14 protein-coding genes are annotated in these 18116 nt (G+C 71.9%); 9 read left to right on the top strand and 5 right to left on the bottom strand.

The genetic code is table 11. The features are described 5' to 3' along the window. The first annotated feature begins 131 nt into the window (after window positions 1–131). The 4 genes from WME95_RS07505 to WME95_RS07490 all read left to right on the top strand — a co-directional run bounded on the left by WME95_RS07505 (window position 132) and on the right by WME95_RS07490 (window position 5511). The gene (locus tag WME95_RS07505) at window positions 132–1298 is read left to right on the top strand and encodes an RtcB family protein (RefSeq protein ID WP_437907732.1); all 1167 of its coding nucleotides are present in this window, start codon (window positions 132–134) and stop codon (window positions 1296–1298) included. 145 nt (window positions 1299–1443) lie between these two features. After that, on the top strand, window positions 1444–3225 hold the full coding sequence (locus WME95_RS07500; RefSeq protein ID WP_437907731.1) for a Rieske 2Fe-2S domain-containing protein: 1782 nt from the start codon (window positions 1444–1446) through the stop codon (window positions 3223–3225). Window positions 3226–3298: 73 nt separating this feature from the next. Further along, entirely contained in the window at window positions 3299–4186 is an 888-nt protein-coding gene (locus WME95_RS07495) for a serine/threonine-protein kinase (RefSeq protein ID WP_437907730.1), read from the top strand. Between the two features lie 5 nt (window positions 4187–4191). Beyond that, window positions 4192–5511, top strand: a complete 1320-nt coding sequence (locus tag WME95_RS07490; RefSeq protein ID WP_437550472.1) for a GNAT family N-acetyltransferase — start codon at window positions 4192–4194, stop codon at window positions 5509–5511. Between the two features lie 9 nt (window positions 5512–5520). Here WME95_RS07490 and glgX read toward each other — a convergent pair whose 3' ends face one another. Together glgX and WME95_RS07480 are read right to left on the bottom strand one after the other, a co-directional pair. Beyond that, window positions 5521–7650, bottom strand: a complete 2130-nt coding sequence (glgX, locus tag WME95_RS07485; protein ID WP_437907729.1) for a glycogen debranching protein GlgX — start codon at window positions 7648–7650, stop codon at window positions 5521–5523. An 88-nt stretch (window positions 7651–7738) separates the two neighbouring features. Beyond that, window positions 7739–7990 (bottom strand): hypothetical protein, encoded by a 252-nt coding sequence (locus WME95_RS07480; RefSeq protein ID WP_437716242.1) that lies wholly within the window; start codon window positions 7988–7990, stop codon window positions 7739–7741. A gap of 619 nt (window positions 7991–8609) precedes the next feature. Here WME95_RS07480 and WME95_RS07475 point away from each other — a divergent pair. Continuing rightward, on the top strand, window positions 8610–9743 hold the full coding sequence (locus tag WME95_RS07475) for a hypothetical protein (protein ID WP_437550466.1): 1134 nt from the start codon (window positions 8610–8612) through the stop codon (window positions 9741–9743). A gap of 123 nt (window positions 9744–9866) precedes the next feature. On the opposite strand, the gene WME95_RS07470 is transcribed toward WME95_RS07475, so the two are convergent. Together WME95_RS07470 and WME95_RS07465 are read right to left on the bottom strand one after the other, a co-directional pair. Continuing rightward, on the bottom strand, window positions 9867–11060 hold the full coding sequence (locus WME95_RS07470; protein WP_437907728.1) for a glycosyltransferase family 4 protein: 1194 nt from the start codon (window positions 11058–11060) through the stop codon (window positions 9867–9869). 14 nt (window positions 11061–11074) lie between these two features. Beyond that, window positions 11075–12154, bottom strand: coding sequence for a glycosyltransferase family 4 protein (locus WME95_RS07465; RefSeq protein WP_437907727.1), 1080 nt, complete (start codon window positions 12152–12154; stop codon window positions 11075–11077). Between the two features lie 250 nt (window positions 12155–12404). Between WME95_RS07465 and WME95_RS07460 the strand changes: the two genes are divergently transcribed. From WME95_RS07460 to WME95_RS07445, 4 genes are all read left to right on the top strand, one after another. Beyond that, window positions 12405–13301: a hypothetical protein gene (locus tag WME95_RS07460; RefSeq protein WP_437550460.1), complete on the top strand. Its 897-nt coding sequence runs from the start codon at window positions 12405–12407 to the stop codon at window positions 13299–13301. Window positions 13302–13379: 78 nt separating this feature from the next. Then, a complete protein-coding gene (locus WME95_RS07455; protein ID WP_437550458.1) occupies window positions 13380–14462 on the top strand; it encodes a nucleotidyltransferase domain-containing protein in 1083 nt (360 codons plus the stop codon). 28 nt (window positions 14463–14490) lie between these two features. Next, a complete protein-coding gene (locus WME95_RS07450) occupies window positions 14491–15207 on the top strand; it encodes a hypothetical protein (RefSeq protein ID WP_437550456.1) in 717 nt (238 codons plus the stop codon). Window positions 15208–15380: 173 nt separating this feature from the next. Further along, window positions 15381–16784 carry an ATP-binding protein gene (locus WME95_RS07445; RefSeq protein ID WP_437907726.1) on the top strand — a complete coding sequence of 468 codons (1404 nt, stop codon included), beginning with the start codon at window positions 15381–15383 and terminating at the stop codon, window positions 16782–16784. A 40-nt stretch (window positions 16785–16824) separates the two neighbouring features. On the opposite strand, the gene WME95_RS07440 is transcribed toward WME95_RS07445, so the two are convergent. Continuing rightward, window positions 16825–18093 carry a glycoside hydrolase family 113 gene (locus WME95_RS07440; RefSeq protein WP_437907725.1) on the bottom strand — a complete coding sequence of 423 codons (1269 nt, stop codon included), beginning with the start codon at window positions 18091–18093 and terminating at the stop codon, window positions 16825–16827. Window positions 18094–18116 lie beyond the last annotated feature (23 nt).

Raw genomic sequence — 18116 nt, 5'->3', positions numbered from 1 at the left:
AGAACCCAGAGGCCCCGCAAGGCCGAACGGGGTAGCCGCCCGCCTCGCGCTCGCCCGCACGCGCCCCTCGCGATTCGCCCGCACGCGTCCCTCGCTGTTCGCCTGCGCGCGCCCCGCGCTATTCTGCCCGCATGGGACCCGCGCAGATCAAGGGCAAGAACGTGGACATCAAGCTGTGGACCCGGCCGGACGAGGTCGAGGAGATCGCGCTGGAGCAGCTGCGGAACATCAGCGCCCTGCCCTGGGTGTTCCACCACGTCGCCGCCATGCCCGACGTCCACTTCGGCAAGGGCGCGACCGTCGGCTCGGTCATCGCGATGCGGGACGCTGTCGCGCCGGCCGCCGTCGGCGTCGACATCGGCTGCGGGATGGGCGCGCTCCGCACGAACCTCACCGCGGCCGATCTGCCCGACGACCTCCGGCGGATCCGCAGCGACCTCGAGCGGGCGATCCCCGTCGGGTTCGCCGCCCACGACGCCCCGCCGGCGGGGTTCGAGCGCCTCGCGCTCTGGGACGAGTTCGCGAGCCTGAGCCCGAAGGTCCAGGGGCTGTTCACGCGGGCGCGATGTCAGCTCGGCACGCTGGGGGGCGGCAACCACTTCATCGAGCTCTGCCTCGACACGGACGGCGGCGTGTGGCTGATGCTCCACTCCGGCTCTCGCAACATCGGCAAGGAGCTCGCCGAGATCCACATCGCCACGGCGAAGAAGCTCGCCCACAACCGCGACCTGCCCGATCGCGATCTCGCGGTGTTCCTCGCCGGCACCCCGGAGATGAAGGCCTACCGGCACGACCTCTTCTGGGCGCAGCGGTACGCGCGGACGAACCGCGAGGCCATGTTCGACCTCGCCGAGGGCGTGCTCCGCCGGCACTTCCCCGAGCTCGCGATCCAGGAAGCCATCACTTGCCATCACAACTACGTGGCAGAAGAGTGTCATTTCGGCGAAGACGTGCTGGTCACGCGCAAGGGCGCGATCCGAGCGGGCAAGGGCGAGCTTGGCATCATCCCCGGCTCGATGGGCACGCGCTCGTACATCGTGCGCGGCCTCGGCAACCCCGAGGCGTTCGAGAGCGCCTCGCATGGCGCGGGGCGCAAGATGAGCCGCGGCGAGGCGAAGCGGCGCTTCACGGTCAACGACCTGGCCGCGCAGACGGCCGGGGTCGAGTGCCGCAAGGACGGCGGCGTCCTCGACGAGATCCCCTCCGCCTACAAGCCGATCGAGCGCGTCATGGAAGACCAGCGCGATCTCGTCGAGGTCGTCGCCGAGCTGCGGCAGGTCCTCTGCGTGAAGGGGTGAGCGGCCGGCGCGGGTCCGGACAGGGAACTTCTCGCGGCGGCCCCGTTCGTGGCCCCTCCCCGCCCCGCCCTCGGCTACGATGCGCGTCGCTCTCACGACGCGCGCCGCGTACCCACCGCGGCGCGCGCCGCGGCGCGGAGAAGCCATGAAGTCGGACTGGATCGATCTGGGCCCCCTCTCCGAATTTCCGGCGGAGGCGCCCGTGCTGCGCAAGGACGACACGGGGCGGCGCTTCGCCTGCGTCCTCCGTGGCGGCGAGGTCCACGCGCTCGACGATCGCTGCCCGCACCAGGGCTACCCGCTGTCGCAGGGCGCGCTGCGCGACGGCGTGCTGACCTGCGCGTGGCACAACTGGAAGTTCGAGCTCGCCTCGGGCGCCTGCATGTTCGGCGGCGAGCCCGTGCGGCGCTACGCCACCCGCATCGACGGCGGGCGCGTGCAGCTCAACCGGGCCGTCGACACAGCGGCCGAGGTGCGGCGCCTCGTCGCCGGCCTGCGCGAGGCGATCCTGCGCGACGAGCCGGCGCGCGCGCTGCGCGAGGGCCTCCGGCTGGGCGCGCTCGGGCTCCACCGGGGCGAGACCGGCCTGGGCAGCCTGCACCTCGCGTTCGAGGTGCTCGCCAAGGACGGGGCGGAGCGCGCCGAGTACGGCTTCGACCACGGCCTCGCCCTGCTCGCGGACCTCTGCGCCTGGGTCGAGCGCGGCAGGATCCCGGCCGAGGAGGCGTTCGTGGTCGCCGCCCACGCGATCGGCGAGGCGTCGGCCCGGCTGGGCCCCCGCGGCAAGGGCCCCGGCAGGGTGGGGGCCCGCTCGCCCCTCGCGCGCATCGCCGACTTCGAGCTCGACGAGCCGGCGAAGGTGAGCGAGGCGCTCGCGGCGGAGCGCCGCGACGAGGCCGAGGCGCGGATGCGCGAGCTCGTCGAGATCCGCGGCACCGCCGGCGCGCGCCGCGCGCTCATGCCCTTCGTCGCGCAGCACCTGTACGACTACGGGCACGGCGCCATCTTCCTCTCGAAGGCGCTCGAGCTGGCCGAGCGGTTCTCGTCCGCCGCCGACGAGGTCCTCGCCGCCTCCACGGTGCAGCTCGCCTGGGCGACCGCCGACACCCGCCTGCCCCCCTTCACCGCGACGCGCGCCGCGCTCGCGCGCCTCGCCGATCTGCCCCTGCCCGGCCCCGACGGCGCCGCAGAGGCCGCGCGCCAGGACGCCGCGCCGCTCGAGGGCGCGGAGCGCGCCGCCTTCGAGGCCGAGGTGCTCGCGGGAGAGCAGCCGGCCGTCGAGGCGACCGTGCGCTGGCTCGCGCGCGGCGCCGGGCCGCTCGCGCTGCTCGGCGCGATCGGCCACGCCGCCGCCGTCCGCCTCGCGCGCTTCGACTCGGCCTGGGAAGCGCGCCTCGACGCCGAGGTCGGGGTGCTCGACGTCACCCACGCCGTCACCTTCGCGGAGGCGGCGGCGGCGCTCGGGCGCGAGGCCCTCCCGCGCGAGGCCGCGCAGCTCGCGGTGCTCGCGGCCGGCTTCGTCGGCAAGCTCCGCAAGGCGGACGCCGCCGCGCCGCACGCGTCCGCTACGGCTACTACCCGCGCGCGAGGCGGCGGGCTGCTCCAGGCGGTGGAGGCGCGCGACGTCGGCGCGGCGCTCGCGATCGCGCGGGAGCTCGACGCCGCGGGTCGCCGGCGCGCGTTCGCCGAGCTCGCCCCCTTCGCCGCGTTCGACGCCGCGGTGAGGCCCATCTTCACGGCGCACGCCGTCAAGACGCTCGAGGCGCTGGAGCGGCTCGAGTCGTCCGATCCTCAGCCCGACGGCGCGTACCTCGCGGCGCTGCTCACCCACGTCGTCCCCGTCCGGCGGGAGCTCTCCGCGCGCCGGATCGCGGCTGTGGCCAAGAAGTTCATGTCCGATGGGCGACCACCCGATGGGCTGTATTGAGCCGGCCGCCCGCCCGGTCGACAGAGACCAGAGAGACGTGCACTGGTGCGAGCATCATTCATACTGACTGTCTATGCGGCTTGAGCCTGGATCCCATGTAGCGCCGCACCTGACGCTCGACACCCTCCTCCGGATGGGAGGCGTCGGCAGCATCTGGACGGCGCATCACCTCGGGCTCGGCAAGGAGGTCGCCGTCAAGTTCATCTCTGCGTCGCTCGCGACCGACGCGACCGCGGTCGCCCGGTTCCACCGCGAAGGCGCGCTCATGGTGAGGATCAAGAGCCCTCACGTGGCCGAGGTGTACGAGCACGGCGTCGCCGCCAACGGCCTCTCGTACATCGTGATGGAGCTGCTGCGGGGCGAGGAGCTGTCGGACCGGCTAGCGCGCGCCGGGCGCCTCCCCCTGGAGGAGACGCTCGCGCTCGTCTCGCAGCTCTGCACGGGGCTCACCGCGGCGCACAAGCTCGGCGTCATTCACCGGGACATCACGCCAGAGCACGTCTTCCTCGCCGACACCGGCGGAGGCACCTGCGTCAAGCTGCTCGATTTCGGGGTGGCCAGGGGGGATGTCGACCCGGATGGGACCACGCTGACGAACACGGGCGCGGTGGTCGGCAGCCTCGTTTATATGAGCCCGGAGCAGTTCTTCAACCCGAAGCTGGTCGACGGCCGCTCGGATCTCTGGTCCGTCGGCATTATGGCGTACCACGCGCTCACCGGCGCGCCGCCGTTCGAGCAGAAGGGGATCGAGGCCCTCCTCGGCGCCATCCGGCTCGGCACCTTCTCGCCTCCGAGCCAGCGTTGCGCCGAGATCACGCCCGCCCTCGACGCGTGGTTCGTCAAGGCGCTTGCCCGTGAGCCGTCCGGCCGCTTCGGATCGGCCGAGGAGATGTCCGAAGCGCTTCGCCGGGCCGCCGCCGGGCCGCCGGGCCCAGGGAGCGCGCTTCCCAGGGTAGATTGACCGGCATGGCGCGCACCCGCACCCCGAGCCGTTCCAACCATGAGCTCGTGTTTCGCAGCGCCCGCAAGGGCGAGGAGGGCACCCTCGCGACGGTCGCCTACCGCGCGTTCCAGGCGGGTGATCCAGAGGCGTGGCTGCGGTATTTCACCGAGCACGCGCACCTCGCCCTCGACAACGTGATCGTCGCGGAGACCGACGGCCAGCTCGTCGGGTACGTCGCCTCGCTCGACCTGACGATGAGCTTCGCGGGCGCGGACGTGCCGTTCCAGGGCCTCTCGTCCGTGGCGGTGCTGCCGGAGTTCCGCCGCCGGGGCATCGCGGATCGGCTCGTCCGCGAGAGCCTCCGCCGCATGCGCCGCCGGGGCGAGGCGCTCACGCTGCTCCACCCTTTCCGGCTCTCGTTCTACCGGCGGTTCGGCTTCGGCGTCTGCGAGCTCCGGGACGTCGTGCGCACCTCCCCCGATCGGCTCCCGGACTCGGTGCTGCGCCGCCACGTGCGGGCCTTCTCCCGCCCGCGGGACGAGCCGCTCATCAAGCAGGCCTACGACGTCGCGCGGGCCGAGACGACGGGGCAGCTGAAGCGGAGCGACTACTGGTGGGACGTGCGCGTCTTCAAGCGCTCTCCGAGCGGCGCCGTCTACGTGGATCCGGGCTCCAAGGCGATCGCCGGCTACCTGTTCTTCGACGTCCCGGAGGGCGGCGCCTACGGCGCCCAGCAGCTGCTCGTCCGCGAGCTCCACGCGCCGACGCCGGGCGCGTACCGCGGGCTCATCGGCTTCCTCGGCGCGCTCGGCGATCAGTACGAGGTCGTGGAGCTGGCGCTCCCGCGCGGCCAGGGCGCGCCGCTGCTCGACGAGCCCGGCGTCCGCGACGAGCCGATCGTGTACGAGACGGCGGCCCGGCACCCCGGCCTGTGCCCGCCCGCGCACACCGCGCAGCGCCGCAGCGTCCTCGGCCTGACGGCGGCGGGCGCGATGGGGCGCATCGTCGACGTCGCCGCCGCGCTCGCGCTTCACCCGTCGCCGCGGAAGCACGGCGTCCGCGGCGCCATCGGCGTCGACGTCGAGGACCCGGTGTTCACGGACGCGCCGCGCGCCTTCGACGTCACCTTCGCGGCGCGCGGCGTCCAGACGGCCCCCGGCAGCACCGCGGGCGATCGCCTCTCGCTCTCCATCGAGCGGCTCACGCAGATCTATTTCGGCGCCTCCTCGGCGCGCGATCTCCTGAGCCAGGGCTTCGTGGTGGGCAGCGCCAAGGCGGCCGCCCTCCTCGACGCCGCCTTCGCCGGCCCCCCGCTCTTCCTCGGCGCCTTCAACGCCTTCTGAGCGCCCCGCTCAGGCGCCGCGCCGACCGCGGAGGAAGAGCTTGAGCGAGCGCGACGCCAGCGCCGTCTCTTCGCCGCCTCTCCGCGTCTCGACGGCGGCGTCGTCCTGGGTGTCCACGAGGAGCTGCCACGGCCTGGGATCATCGGAGAAGGGGAGGAGGAAGCTCAGGTCGCACGGCGACGCGTTGAGCAGCAGGACGAAGTCGTCGTCGATCAGCCGATCGCCCTCCTCGTCCACGTCGTCGAGCCCCTCCCCCGACAGGAACACGCCGAGGCACTGCGTGAACGGGTTCGACCAGTCCTCGTCGGTCATGAGCTCCCCGTCCGGGCGATACCACTGGATATCGTAGGTCTTGCCGCCGCGGATCGGGCGCCCCTTGAAGAAGATCGAGCGCCTGAGCGCCGGGTGCTCGTGCCGGATGCGGAGGCATTTGCGCGTGAACTCCAGCATCGCCCGCGACGGCTCGTCCCAGCCCCACGGCTGCCACGTGAGCGGGCTGTCCTGGCAGTATCCGTTGTTGTTCCCCGCCTGCGTGCGCCCCCGCTCGTCCCCGTGGAGGAGCATCGGAGTCCCCTGCGAGAACAGGAGCGACGCCATGATGTTCCGCGCCTGCCGCGCCCGCAGCTTCAGGATCTCGGGGTCGTCGGTCGGCCCCTCGGCGCCGCAGTTCCACGAGCGGTTGTCGTCGGCGCCGTCGCAGCCCCCCTCCCCGTTCGCCTCGTTGTGCTTTTCGTTGTACGAGACGAGATCCGCCAGGGTGAAGCCGTCGTGGGCCGTGACGAAGTTGATGCTCGTGTACGGCTTTCGCCCGCTGTTCTCGTAGAGATCGCTGCTCCCCGTGAGCCGGAACCCGAGATCCGAGGCGATGCCGCCCGAGCCGCGCCAGAAGTCGCGCAGCGTGTCTCGATAGCGACCGTTCCACTCCGCCCAGCGCACCGGAAAATTGCCCACCTGGTAGCCGCCGGGGCCCACGTCCCAGGGCTCGGCGATGAGCTTCACCTGGCTGAGCACCGGGTCCTGGTGGATGATCGTGAAGAAGCTCGAGAGCTGGTCGACGTCGTGGAGGCCGCGCGCCAGCGCCGCCGCGAGGTCGAAGCGGAACCCGTCCACGTGCATCTCGAGGACCCAGTACCGCAAGGAGTCCATGATCAGCTGGAGCGTCTGCGGGTGACGCACGTTGAGGGTGTTCCCCGTGCCCGTGTAGTCGAAATAATAGCGCTCGTTGCCAGGGACGAGGCGGTAGTAGGTCGGGTTGTCGATGCCGCGCAGGCTCAGCGTCGGGCCCAGGTGGTTGCCCTCCGCCGTGTGGTTGTAGACGACATCGAGGATGACCTCGATGCCGGCGGCGTGGAGCGCCTTCACCATCTCCTTGAACTGCCGCACCTCCGACGCCACCTCGGCGCCGGCGCGGTACCCGACGTCCGGCGCGAAGAAGCCTATCGAGTGGTATCCCCAGTAGTTCCGGAGCCCCTTGTCGAGCAGGAATTTCTCGTGCACGAAGGCGTGCACGGGCAGGAGCTCGATGGCCGTGATGCCGAGAACCCTTAGGTATCCGATCATGGCCGGGTGGGCGATGCCAAGGTAGGTCCCGCGGAGCTCCTCCGGGATCTCCGGGTGCTGCATCGTCATGCCGCGGACGTGCGCCTCGTAGATGACGCTGCGGTGGAACGGCACGTAGGGGCGCCGGTCTCCGCCCCAGTCGAAGGACGGGTCGATGACGACGCCGAGCGGGGCGCCGAGCGCCTCCCCCTCGGCCATGGCGAGGTCGCCGTCGGGCTCACCGCTCCGGTGGGCGAACGCGCCCGCATCCCACTGGACCCGCGAGGCGAGCGCCTTCGCGTACGGATCGAGCAGGCGCACCCGCGGGTTGAAGCGCAACCCCCGCTCCGGCGCCCACGGGCCGTGCACGCGATACGCGTATTTCTGCCCCGGCCCGACCTCCGGCACGTAGACGTGCCAGACGAGGGAGGTGCGGTGACGGACCGGCAGGCGTTGCTCGTTCCCCTCGTCGTCGACGAGGCACAGGTCCACCGCCTCGGCGTTCTCCGAGAAGAGGGCGAACTGCGTTCCAGCGCCGTCCCATGTCGCGCCGAGGGGGTACGGATCCCCGGGGCGCATTCCTTTGCGCTTGTAGCTCATGCTGGTCTCGATTTGCCGATCCACGGCCGGGGCGCGGCGCCCCCTTCGGGCCTCATCGCCCCGGCCGGCGTGCTCGCGCGGCTAGCGGCTAGGCGACGTGAGCGCGCCGACTGCCCATGGCGTCGGTGACGACATCCGCGACGCTCCGTGCCATCCCCTCCGCGATGCGGAGCGCCTGGGCCTGATCGCCCTCCGGAGTGCACATCCTGAGGCGCTCGATCATGTCCACGAGCCGCCGGGCTAGCTCGCACGCCTCGGCCATCGAAGCTGGTGACTCGACGGAGGCCCTCCGCGGGAGGGAGACCATCTCTTCGCTCAGTGTCATCGCGGTTGACATCATGCCTGGCTCCTTGTCGGTGATGGCTACGGTCCGCACCCCCCAGAGCAGGCGTCGTGCCAACGCGGCTCCCGTGCGGATGCTCACCGCAGACACAACGGTAGGTGGTCCGCCGACAAACTGGGCGGCACAAACCGCCACAGGTGGGGCGATTTGTCCCCCTCACAGGGACCGTCGCTCGGCAAAGCAAGGCGGCGCACCGAACAGCCAGGCGCAAAAATTGAAAACACGATGTATGCCGTAAGGGGTCGCTGCACGGTGGCTGTTCGGGACGGCCGTTCGGGCTCTGCTGGGGTGTGCTCGAGCTTCCATGGCCTCTGCGCCCCCCGTGCCGAGGGCGGGCGAGCCGGGCCGCGTGCGCTCGCTGCTTGCGGGGCGAGGACGGCGTCGCGCGCGCCTCGCGGGGGACGAGCGTGGCGAGCACGATCACGACGCCCGCCTTGTCACGCGCGCCGTCCGGGAGGCAGGTGGGCGGCGCTCCGCGCGGCGTCGCGTGAGACCGCGAGGAGATCTTGATCGCTGCGCGGCCCCGAGGCGGCTATGGCTACGCCCGGGGGGGCCAGGTTAGTATCCGTCCCGCCGCGGCGGCCGCCGGTCCAACGCGTCGCGGTCGAGAGAGCTCATGATCGGAACACTCCAGGCGAAGATCCAGTATCTCAAGAACAAGAACCTTCACAACTGGCTCGGCGGCTACGCCCGGCAGAGGATCGAGAACGCCCGTGCTCCGCGCCCGCTCGGCCCGCGGCACCTGCTCTTCGCGGTCTGCGATCACTGGGAGCCAGGGTGGGAGAACGCCACACCGGAGGTCGGCGACGCGCGGGTGAGGGCGTGGTCGAAGGGGTATCCCGAGATGGCTGGCGCGTACCGCGACGCGGACGGCCACCATCCGCGTCACAGCTTCTTCTTTCCGGGGGAGCAGTACACGCCCGGGTGGCTCGACGCGCTGGCGGACCTCACGCGCCGCGGCTTCGGCGAGGTGGAGCTGCACCTGCACCACCACAACGACACGGAGGAGAACCTGCGCGCGGACATCCTCAGGTACCTGGACATCCTGGGGAAGCACGGGCATTTCTCGCGCGACCCGGACGGGCGCATGCGTTACGGGTTCATCCACGGCAACTGGTGTCTGGCGAACTCCGGGCGGGACTCGCGGAACTGCGGAGTCGACGCGGAGCTCCCGCTCCTCTTCGAGACGGGCTGCTATGCTGACTACACGTTCCCGTCGGCCCCCGACGAGTCGCAGCACTCCATCGTGAACCAGATCTACTGGCCGACGGGCAACCTGGCGCGCCGGAGCGCCCACGCCGTGGGCGCGCGAGCCAAGGTCGGCGAGGTGCTGGAGGACCGGATCCTGATGATCGAGGGCCCGCTCGCGCTCGCGCTGACGCGCCGGGGAAGCCGGGTGCGGATGCGGATGGAGTACGGCGCGCTCCAGGCGGTCGATCCGCCGACGCCGGACCGGGTGAAGACGTGGGTGGATCAGAACATCCATATCGAGGGGAGGCCCGAGTGGGTGTTCGTGAAGGTCTACACGCACGGCGCCCCCGAGGACCAGGCGGCGTCGCTGCTCGGCGCCGGGGGCCACGAGCTGCACCGGGAGCTCACCACCCGTTACAACGATGGCAAGGAGTGGGTGCTCCACTACGTGACCGCGCGGGAGATGTACAATATCGCGATCGCCGCGCTCGAGGGGAAGACAGGCAATCCCGGTGACTACAGGGATCACCGCCTGAAGCCGCCGCCCTGCGCGAGCTGACCGTTCATCCCTGAGGCCTCCCCTCAAGTTCTTCGGAAAATTCACAGGGAGGCGGGGAGACGGGGAGGGAAATTTTCGAATACTCCCCGTCTCCCCGCCTCCCTGTTCAATTCCCCCGTTGAATCAGCCCGGTCTGCGACTGCGGTGCTCGCCGAGGACCTCTTTCAGGAGCGCGTGATAGCGCTCCCCCACGACGTCCCATGACAGCGCCCCCACGCTGCCCCGCAGCGCCTCCGGCTCCCACGCCGTATCCAGCGCTCGCGCCAGCGCGGCCCCGAGCGCCCCGGGATCGCCGGGGGGGACGAGGAGGCCATTGCCCCCGTTCCCTTCACGCACGAGCTCCGGCACTCCGCCGACCCGGGTCCCGACGACGGGGCGGCCCGAGGCGAGCGCCTCCAGGACGACGTTCGGGCAGCCCTCGCGGCGGCTCGGCAGGCAGAACACGTCGCACGCGGCCATGTAGTCCGGGATCTCCACGGGCAGCGCCCAGCCGAACAGCCGCACGCGATCGCCCAGGCCGAGCGCGCTCACCTTCGCGCGCAGCGGCTCGAGCAGCTCGCCACCGCCCACCATCATCAGGTGAATGTCGCGGCGGCCCGCCCGGTCGAGGTGCGCCATCGCCTCCACGAGGACGTCCACGCCCTTCTCGGGCACGTGATAACCGGCGTACAGCACCACCTTCGCGTCCGCAGGGACGCCGAAGCGCCGCCGCGGCTCGGCCCGATCCCGGATCGCGAACCGCGCGCCGTCGACCGCGTTGAGCTGCACCACGACGCGCTCCCGCGGCACCCCGAGCTCCACCAGGCGCTCCCCGAGCGCCCCGCTCACCGCGACCACCCGGGCGCAGCGCTGGAGCGCCGGCGCGATCTGCGCCCGCAGCGCGGCGTTCCTCGGCTGCTCGTTGATGTCGCTGCCGAGCACCGTCGTGACGACCGGCACGCCCGCCTCCCGCGCGAACGCCTCCGCGGCGACGGTATCGGGATAAGCCCACGCGGCCAGGATCGCGTCGTACGGAAACTCGCGCCGCAGCCCCGCCATCGTGCGCCCGAGCGATGCGCGGAGCGCCCGCGCGTGCAGGCTCGGCAGCCCCGGGACCGACCAGTACGTGGGGAACAGCGCGTCGATGCCGGTGTGCGCCTCGCGCGTGCCGCCGAAGAGCTCCCCCGACGCCCCCCGCGCGCGCGTCCACCACGGGATCGGGGCCACCAGCCGGAGCTCGCAGCGGCGCGCGAGCGCCCTGTACGTGTGATAGCTGTACGGCGCCATCGTCGGCAGCCGCGTGGAAGGGTAATGATGGGTGAAGACGAGTATCTTCATCGCGCGCTCGCCTGTCACGTGAGGCGGAAATAGAGTTGCTCGTATTTGCGCGTCATCTTCTCGAACGAGAAGTCGTCGCGCACCCGCGCGTGCCCCGCCTCGCCGAGCCGCCGCCTCAGCGCCGGATCGCTCGCGAGCCGCTCGATCGCGTCCGCGAGCGCGTCGTGCCCGTCCACCGGGACGATCAGGCCGTGCTCCTCGTGCCGCACCACCTCCGGGACCCCGCCGACCGGCGTCACCACGACAGGCAGGCTGCGCGCCATGGCCTCGAGGACGGCGAGCGGCAGCCCCTCGTCGCGCGAGGGCAGCGTGAAGAAATCGGCGGCGACGAGCAGATCGGGCACGTCCTTGCGGAAGCCGAGGAAGCGCGCCTCGGCGCCGTGGACCCCGAGCTCCCTCGCGAGCCCATGGATGCGATCGCGCTCGTCGCCGTCGCCGACGACGAGCACCGCGACCGCGACGCCCCGCTCCCGGAGCCGCGCGAGCGCCCGCAGCAGCACGTCGTGCGCCTTCACCGGGTGGAACGCGGCGGGCATGATGCCGAGGAACACGTCCGGGCCGAAGCCGAGCTCGGCGCGCACCTCGTCGCGCGTCCGCTTGGCCGGGGTGATGTCGATCCCGTTGTGGATGACAGAGATGTTGCTGGCCACGCCGACCGCGCCGCTCTTGTCGGCCGTGTCCTGCGAGCAGCCGACGACAGCGTCCGTTTCACGCCACTCGAAGCGCGACGGAACGCGGATGATCCCGCGCGTCTGGGCATGATCGGTGAAGACGAGCCGCGCGCGCGTAAGGAGCTTTCCGATCGTGGCGTAATGGAGCGCAGTGGGGTTGTGCGCGTGGACGACGTGCGGGCGGGAGCGCGCGAAGGAGAGGGCCGCCTGCGCGAGCCGCGTGGGGAGGCGCCCCCCCAGCACCGTGGTCGGCAGCGCCCGCTGCCGCGCCAGCTCCGCGAGCGGCCCGCCGCGCAGCGCGACGATGGAGGCGTCGTGGCCGTGGCGCCGCTGCGCCTCGGCGAGGCGCAGCACGAAATGCTCCATACCACCGCCGTTGAGGCTGCTCACGACATGGACGATCCGCAGCGACGAATTCCCCATGAAGGCTTGCTACCCGAATCGGGTCCCCTGTTGAAGCGCAAACCGCACCCAGCATCACCCGCGCTGCCAAACGCCCACCCGAAGCGCCGGCGGTCGTGGCGTCTGGCGCGCGTCCACGTTCGTCCACGCTCGTTGGCGCGCGTCGCCGCTCGCCGACGCACGCGCCCAAGGTCGCTGGATCAGCGTACCACCTCGCCTCGCCGTCACCTCACCTTTTGATTTGCCGAACGGAAGCGGCTACTAGACGGGCATGAACCCTGAGCTTCGGCGCGCCCTTGACGAAGGCATGCGCCGCGTGCCCGGCATGGACGCCGCGACGAGGCTGCTCGCCGTGCGGCTCGAGACGGTCAAAGCGCTCCTCGCGCGCCGGCTCGCAGAGAACCCGCTCCCCGTGCCCGACGCCGTGACCCCGAGCGACATCCCATCGGTCGCCGAGCTTGGCCCGGGGGACAGGGTGCTCGCGGAGCTCGATCAGGACGGCTTCGCCTTCGCGGTCCACCCGGCCGACGTCGCCTTCTTCAACCGGCGGAGCCAGAAGATGCCGCGCCTGCGTTACCGGCTGCACATCGTGCTGCGCGGCGGCTACGTCTGCGTCCGCAAGCGCTTCGTCGGACAGCCGCAGAACGCGCCGCTCCAGGCGCACCTCTTCGCCCTGCTCGGTCTCTTCTTCTACAACGAAGCAGCCGCGCTCTTCCGCCTGCGCGACCTCCCCAGCGTCCCCAGGATTCGCGATCTCAGCCTCGCCACGCGCACCCTTTACCTCGACTACGTGCGCGGACGGACGCTGCAACATCAGGTCGCCGAGCGCGGGGAGAAGGTGCTCGACATCGACCTCGCGCCGCTCGGGCAGCTGTTCGATCCAGACCGCGACCGGCGGGAGATCGAGGCGTTCGCGAGCGGCGGCGGCGCGGCCTACCGCGGCCGGATCGAGGAGATCGTCCGGGCGATGAACGCGCGCGGCGTCGCGCCGCTCGACGTCAAGCTCGGCAACGTGCTCATCGGCGAGAAGACGGGCGCCCTGTACTGGATCGATTTCGAGCGAGCCGCGCTCGAGGGCACCCCCCGCTACCGCGATCGCCTCGACGAGCACCATGACCTCGTGAACCGGTGGTTCGGGCTCGCGCTCTCCGGCGACGGCGGGGCGTGAGGCGCGCGGCGCGACGCGGCGCGCTGCCATGCGCTGCGGTGGGCTCGATGAACGGCTCCCGCGATCGAGGGTGGTTCGATGACGAGAGATGAAGGCGCGGCGCCGCGGAGCGCCATCGAGCGGATCGGCGAGAAGGCGGGGCGATCGTGGCCGAGCATCGAGGCGGCCGCGCGGCTCTCGACGGAGACCCGGGCGCGGCTCGCGGCGCTGCTCCGCGAGCAGATCCCCTGCGACACGAGCGTCGTGGTCTTCGGCTCGCTGGCGCGGGGCGAGTACACGACCGGCAGCGATCTCGACTGGACGCTGCTCATCGACGGTCAGGCCGACGAGGGGCATTTCAGCCAGGTCCAGGCCATCACGAGGATCCTGAAGGAAGCGAAGTTCCATGAGCCGGGCCCGACGGGCGTGTTCGGCAACGTGGCCTTCAGCCACCCGATCCTCCACCAGATCGGCGGGCAGGAGGACACGAACAAGAACACGACCCAGCGCATCCTGCTGCTCCTCGAGTCGCTCGCGATCGGCCAGCCGGACGCCCACGAGCGGGTGCTCAGGCTCGTGCTCTCGCGGTACGTCGAGGACGACCGCGGGCTGCGCTACGGCAGCAAGCGCGAGATCCTCCCGATGTTCCTCCTGAACGACATCGTCCGGTACTGGCGCACGGTCGCCGTCGATTTCGTCTACAAGCAGCGGGAGCGCAGCTCGGGCTGGGCGCTCCGCAACGCGAAGCTCAGGATGTCGCGGAAGCTCATCTTCGTGAGCGGGCTCCTCACCTGCTTCGGCTTCGAGCTGTTCTGCAAGGATCGGACGACGTTGACCGACGACGGTGAGCGGCTCTCGACGCCCGCGCTCGTGCGCTTCCTGCGAGAGCGCATCCGGGTGACGCCCCTGGAGAGCCTGGCCGAGGTGCTGCTCCGGCCCTCGATCTCGGCGGAGACGGCGCGCACGCTGTTCGACAGCTACGACGCGTTCCTCGCGCTCCTCTCGAACGAAGAGGAGCGCGGCCGGCTGAAGCAGCTGCCGCTGGACGATCAGCTGGGCAGCGACCCGACCTTCAAGCGGGTGCGGGACATCGCGCGTGAGTTCCAGGGCGGGCTCGACCGGCTCTTCTTCAAGGAAGACGACGAGCTCCGCAAGCTCCTCCAGACCTATGGGGTGTTCTGATGCTCCTCCAGACCTATGGGGTGTTCTGATGCGACCCGTGGGCTACTCGACAGGGGCGCTCGCCCTCAGCGACGTCGAGCGGGCGCTCTCGATGCTCGAGGGGAGCTCGGCGACCGCCGTGGAGCTCTCCGCGCTGCGGATCTCGGAGCTCAAGCCGCTGCTCCGGCTCCTCGGCTCGCTCGACCTGTCGCGGTACGACCACGTCTCGTTCCACGCTCCGAGCCGCTTCGACGCGGCGGAGGAGCGCGCCGTCGCCGACGCCATGGCGGAGGTGGCCGCGCTTGGATGGCTGATCGTCCTCCACCCCGACACCCTCCATGATCTCGGCGCCTTCCGGCAGCTCGGCGGCTTCCTCGCGATCGAGAACATGGATAAACGAAAGCGGACAGGCCGCACCGTGGAGGAGCTCGGGCCCTTCTTCGACGCGCTGCCGGACGCGTCGTTCTGCTTCGATATCGGCCATGCGCACCAGGTCGATCGCACGATGACCGAGGCCCATTTCCTCGTGCGGGAGCACAGGACACGGCTGAAGCAGCTCCACGTGAGCGAGGTGAACGCGGGGAGCCGCCACGGCGGCCTGAGCCAGAGCGCGGCGCACGCGTTCCAGCGGATCGCGGCCCAGGTGCCCGATGACGCGGCGCTGATCCTGGAGGCCCCGGCGTCGCCCGCGGAGATCGAGCGGCAGATGGCCATCGCGCGGACGGCGCTGTCGATCCCGAACGGCCTGGAAAACACGCGCGCCTGAGGCTGCGCGCTGCGGCCTCGACGGGAGCCGCGCCGCGCCTGAAGCGCCGCGTTCGTCCGCCTCCCCGGCGGCTCCGGGAGCTCCGGATTGCCCGGCGGACGGGCCGCGCGCGCTTGCGGCGCTACGCTTCCGCCCGTTCCCGGCGCGACCTGGGCCGGAACCGGGGGACGACGATGAAGCTGAAGACGCTCGCGGCAGCGAGCACCGCATGGCTCGCCGCCCTCGCGCTGCTGACGGCGAGCGGGTTCACGCTCAGCGCCACGTACATGACCCGCGAGGTCACGTGCCTCTTCAACATCGTCCGGGAGGTGCGGTCCATCACGCAGCTGGAGGTCCACCTCCTCTCCCACGAGCGCGAGAGCGCCCGCGTCGCGCTGACCCATCTCCCCGAGCACGTCGGCGCGCGCGACGCGGCCAGGCGCGAGCTCTCCAGGTGGCTCGAGGACGCCCGCGAGCAGCCGGTCACCGCGGAGAGCGCCAGCGTCTTCGAGGAGGCCGAGCGGGAGCTCGAGCGCTACCTCGCCACGCACACGCAGGAGCACCGGAAGGCCGGGGCGGACACGGGGGCGTCCCACGACGAGGTCGATCGTACGTTCGCCGCGCTCGAGCGGCTGCTCGCCACCCGGCTCGTCGAGGCGCGGATCGCCCGGCAGCGCGTCGACGAGGTGCACAGGCTCTCGGAGATCGTGAGCCTCGGGGCCGCCGGGATGCTGCTCGCCGGCGTCCTGCTCGCGCTCTGGCAGCTGCGCAGGTGCGTCTATCGCCCGCTCCTCTCGATACGCGCCGCGATCGACCGCTACGGGGCCGGCTCGCACGACGCCCGCGCGCCGCAGGGCGGGCTCGACGAGCTGCGCGAGATCGCCGTCGCGTTCAACGAGATGGCCGCCGCGCTGGCCGAGCAGCGCAAGAGGCAGCTCGGGATCCTCGCGAGCGTCGCGCACGACCTGCGCAACCCGCTCGCCGCGCTGAAGCTCACCGTCGACGGCCTCCGGCCGGATCGGCCCCTCCCCCACGAGGAGCGGCTCCGGTCGATGCTCACCCGCATCGGGAAGGAGGCCGCGCGCTGCGATCGGATGCTCACGGACCTCATGGACATCGCGCGGATCGAGGGCGGTGAGCTCGAGCTGCGCCGCGAGACCCGGGACGCGCGCGAGCTCGCCCGCGACGTCGTGGAGCTCTACCGCCCGACCGCGACCGCGCACGAGCTCGGGCTGTCGCTCCCCGACGAGCCCGTCCCGCTGTGCTGCGATCCGATCCGGATCGAGCAGGTGCTCAACAACCTGGTCGCGAACGCCATCAAGTACTCACCTGCGGGCGGCGCCGTGCAGGTGACCGTCGCGCGGGTAGGCGCCGAGGTCTCCATCGCGGTCTCGGACCGCGGGGTGGGGATCGCGGCCGACGATCAGCGACGGCTGTTCGAGCGCTACTTCCGCGCTCCGTCGTCGAGCGGCGTGGCCCCGGGCGTCGGCCTCGGCCTGTGGGCCGCGCTCCGCATCGCCGAGGCGCACGGCGGGCGCATCGAGGTGACGAGCACCGCGGGCAGGGGCTCGACCTTCACCCTCCGCCTGCCGTCATGAGCGCATCGTCCCGCAAGGAGCGGCTCGTCCGCTCGTCCGGCTACGGGAACGGGCCCCCAGGCTCGTCGGGATCGAGCTCCCAGCCGAAGAGCCCCGGGGTGCGGGCGCGGTGTCTGCCGAGCGCGTCGCCGGGCAGCCGGGGGCCGTCGGCGGCCCAGCGGGCGGCGAAGGCGTCGCGCAGCACGAGCTCCGCGAGCTTGCCCCTCGGCGAGAAGCCCCACTCGGCCTCCTGCGAGACGTCGTCCGGATCGGCGTAGAGCCGCCAGACGAAGAAGCCGGCGCACGTGCGCGCGTCGAGGAACGGCGCGATCACCGCGGCGTAGGCCTCGGCCTGCGAGCGCTGGTCGACCACCACGCCCTTCATGCGGTCGGGCCACTCCCACGGGCGCACGGCGGGATCGCGCCGCGTGGTGTAGCCGATCTCCGTCAGCAGGATCGGCTTGCCCCACGCGCGCGCCACGGCGTCCACCCCGGCCGCCACCTTGCGCCCGCCGCGCAGGAGCTCCTCGAACGACGCGCCCTCGCGCTCCGCCAGCGGGTAGAACGCGTTGATGCCGATGAGGTCGAGCGCGTCGAAGATCAGCGTGTGCTCGACGTCGTCCCAGTTCGCCGAGTAGGTGAGCAGCCCCGGGTACACGCGGCGCACCGCCTCGATGATCGGCAGGAAGCTCGCCGCCCGCGGCGTCGTCACCCAGCTCCGCAGCTCGACGCCCACGCTGAGCATCTCTGCGCCTCCCTCGCGCGCGACCGCGGCCCACGTGAGCAGGAACCGGCGGTACGACTCGGCCCAGCGCGCCCAGCCGGCATCGTCCCCGGGGTCGATCAGGGCCCGCCACTCGCCGCTCTCGACCCAGAGGTGCGGGACGAGCAGCACCTTGAGCCCGCGCGCGTGCGCCTGCGCGATCGCCGCGAGCACGTTGCGCCGGTTCTCCTCGAACGGCGCCTCGAAGACGAGATCGACGCCCGTGCCCTTGCCGTCCCACACGCGGCCGAACGGCGTCAGGCTGACCCACGTCGCGCCCATGGCGACCGCCTCATCCATCGCCCGCCCGCTCGCCGCGGTGCCGTAGCCGCGGCCCGGGTGCCGCAAGTTCTCGATCGGCCCGATCGTCACGCCGCGCACGCCGCCCCAGCCCGACGCGGCCCACCCCGCCGCGCCGTACGGCAGGTGCTCCGGCGCGACCCGCGGCGCCTGCTGCGCGGCCTGCGGCGCGGCGCTCGCAGGGCGCACAGGAGCGCCGACCGCCGCCGCCGACACGGCGAGCGCGGCGCCCGCCGCGCGGGCGAGCGCGTAACCTGCTCGACTCATCCCTGACACGGGCCGCCTTATAC

It is taken from the genome of Sorangium sp. So ce327 (assembly GCF_051530205.1).
Classification (GTDB): domain Bacteria; phylum Myxococcota_A; class Polyangia; order Polyangiales; family Polyangiaceae; genus Sorangium; species Sorangium cellulosum_B.
This window is presented reverse-complemented; position numbering and strand designations above follow the sequence as displayed.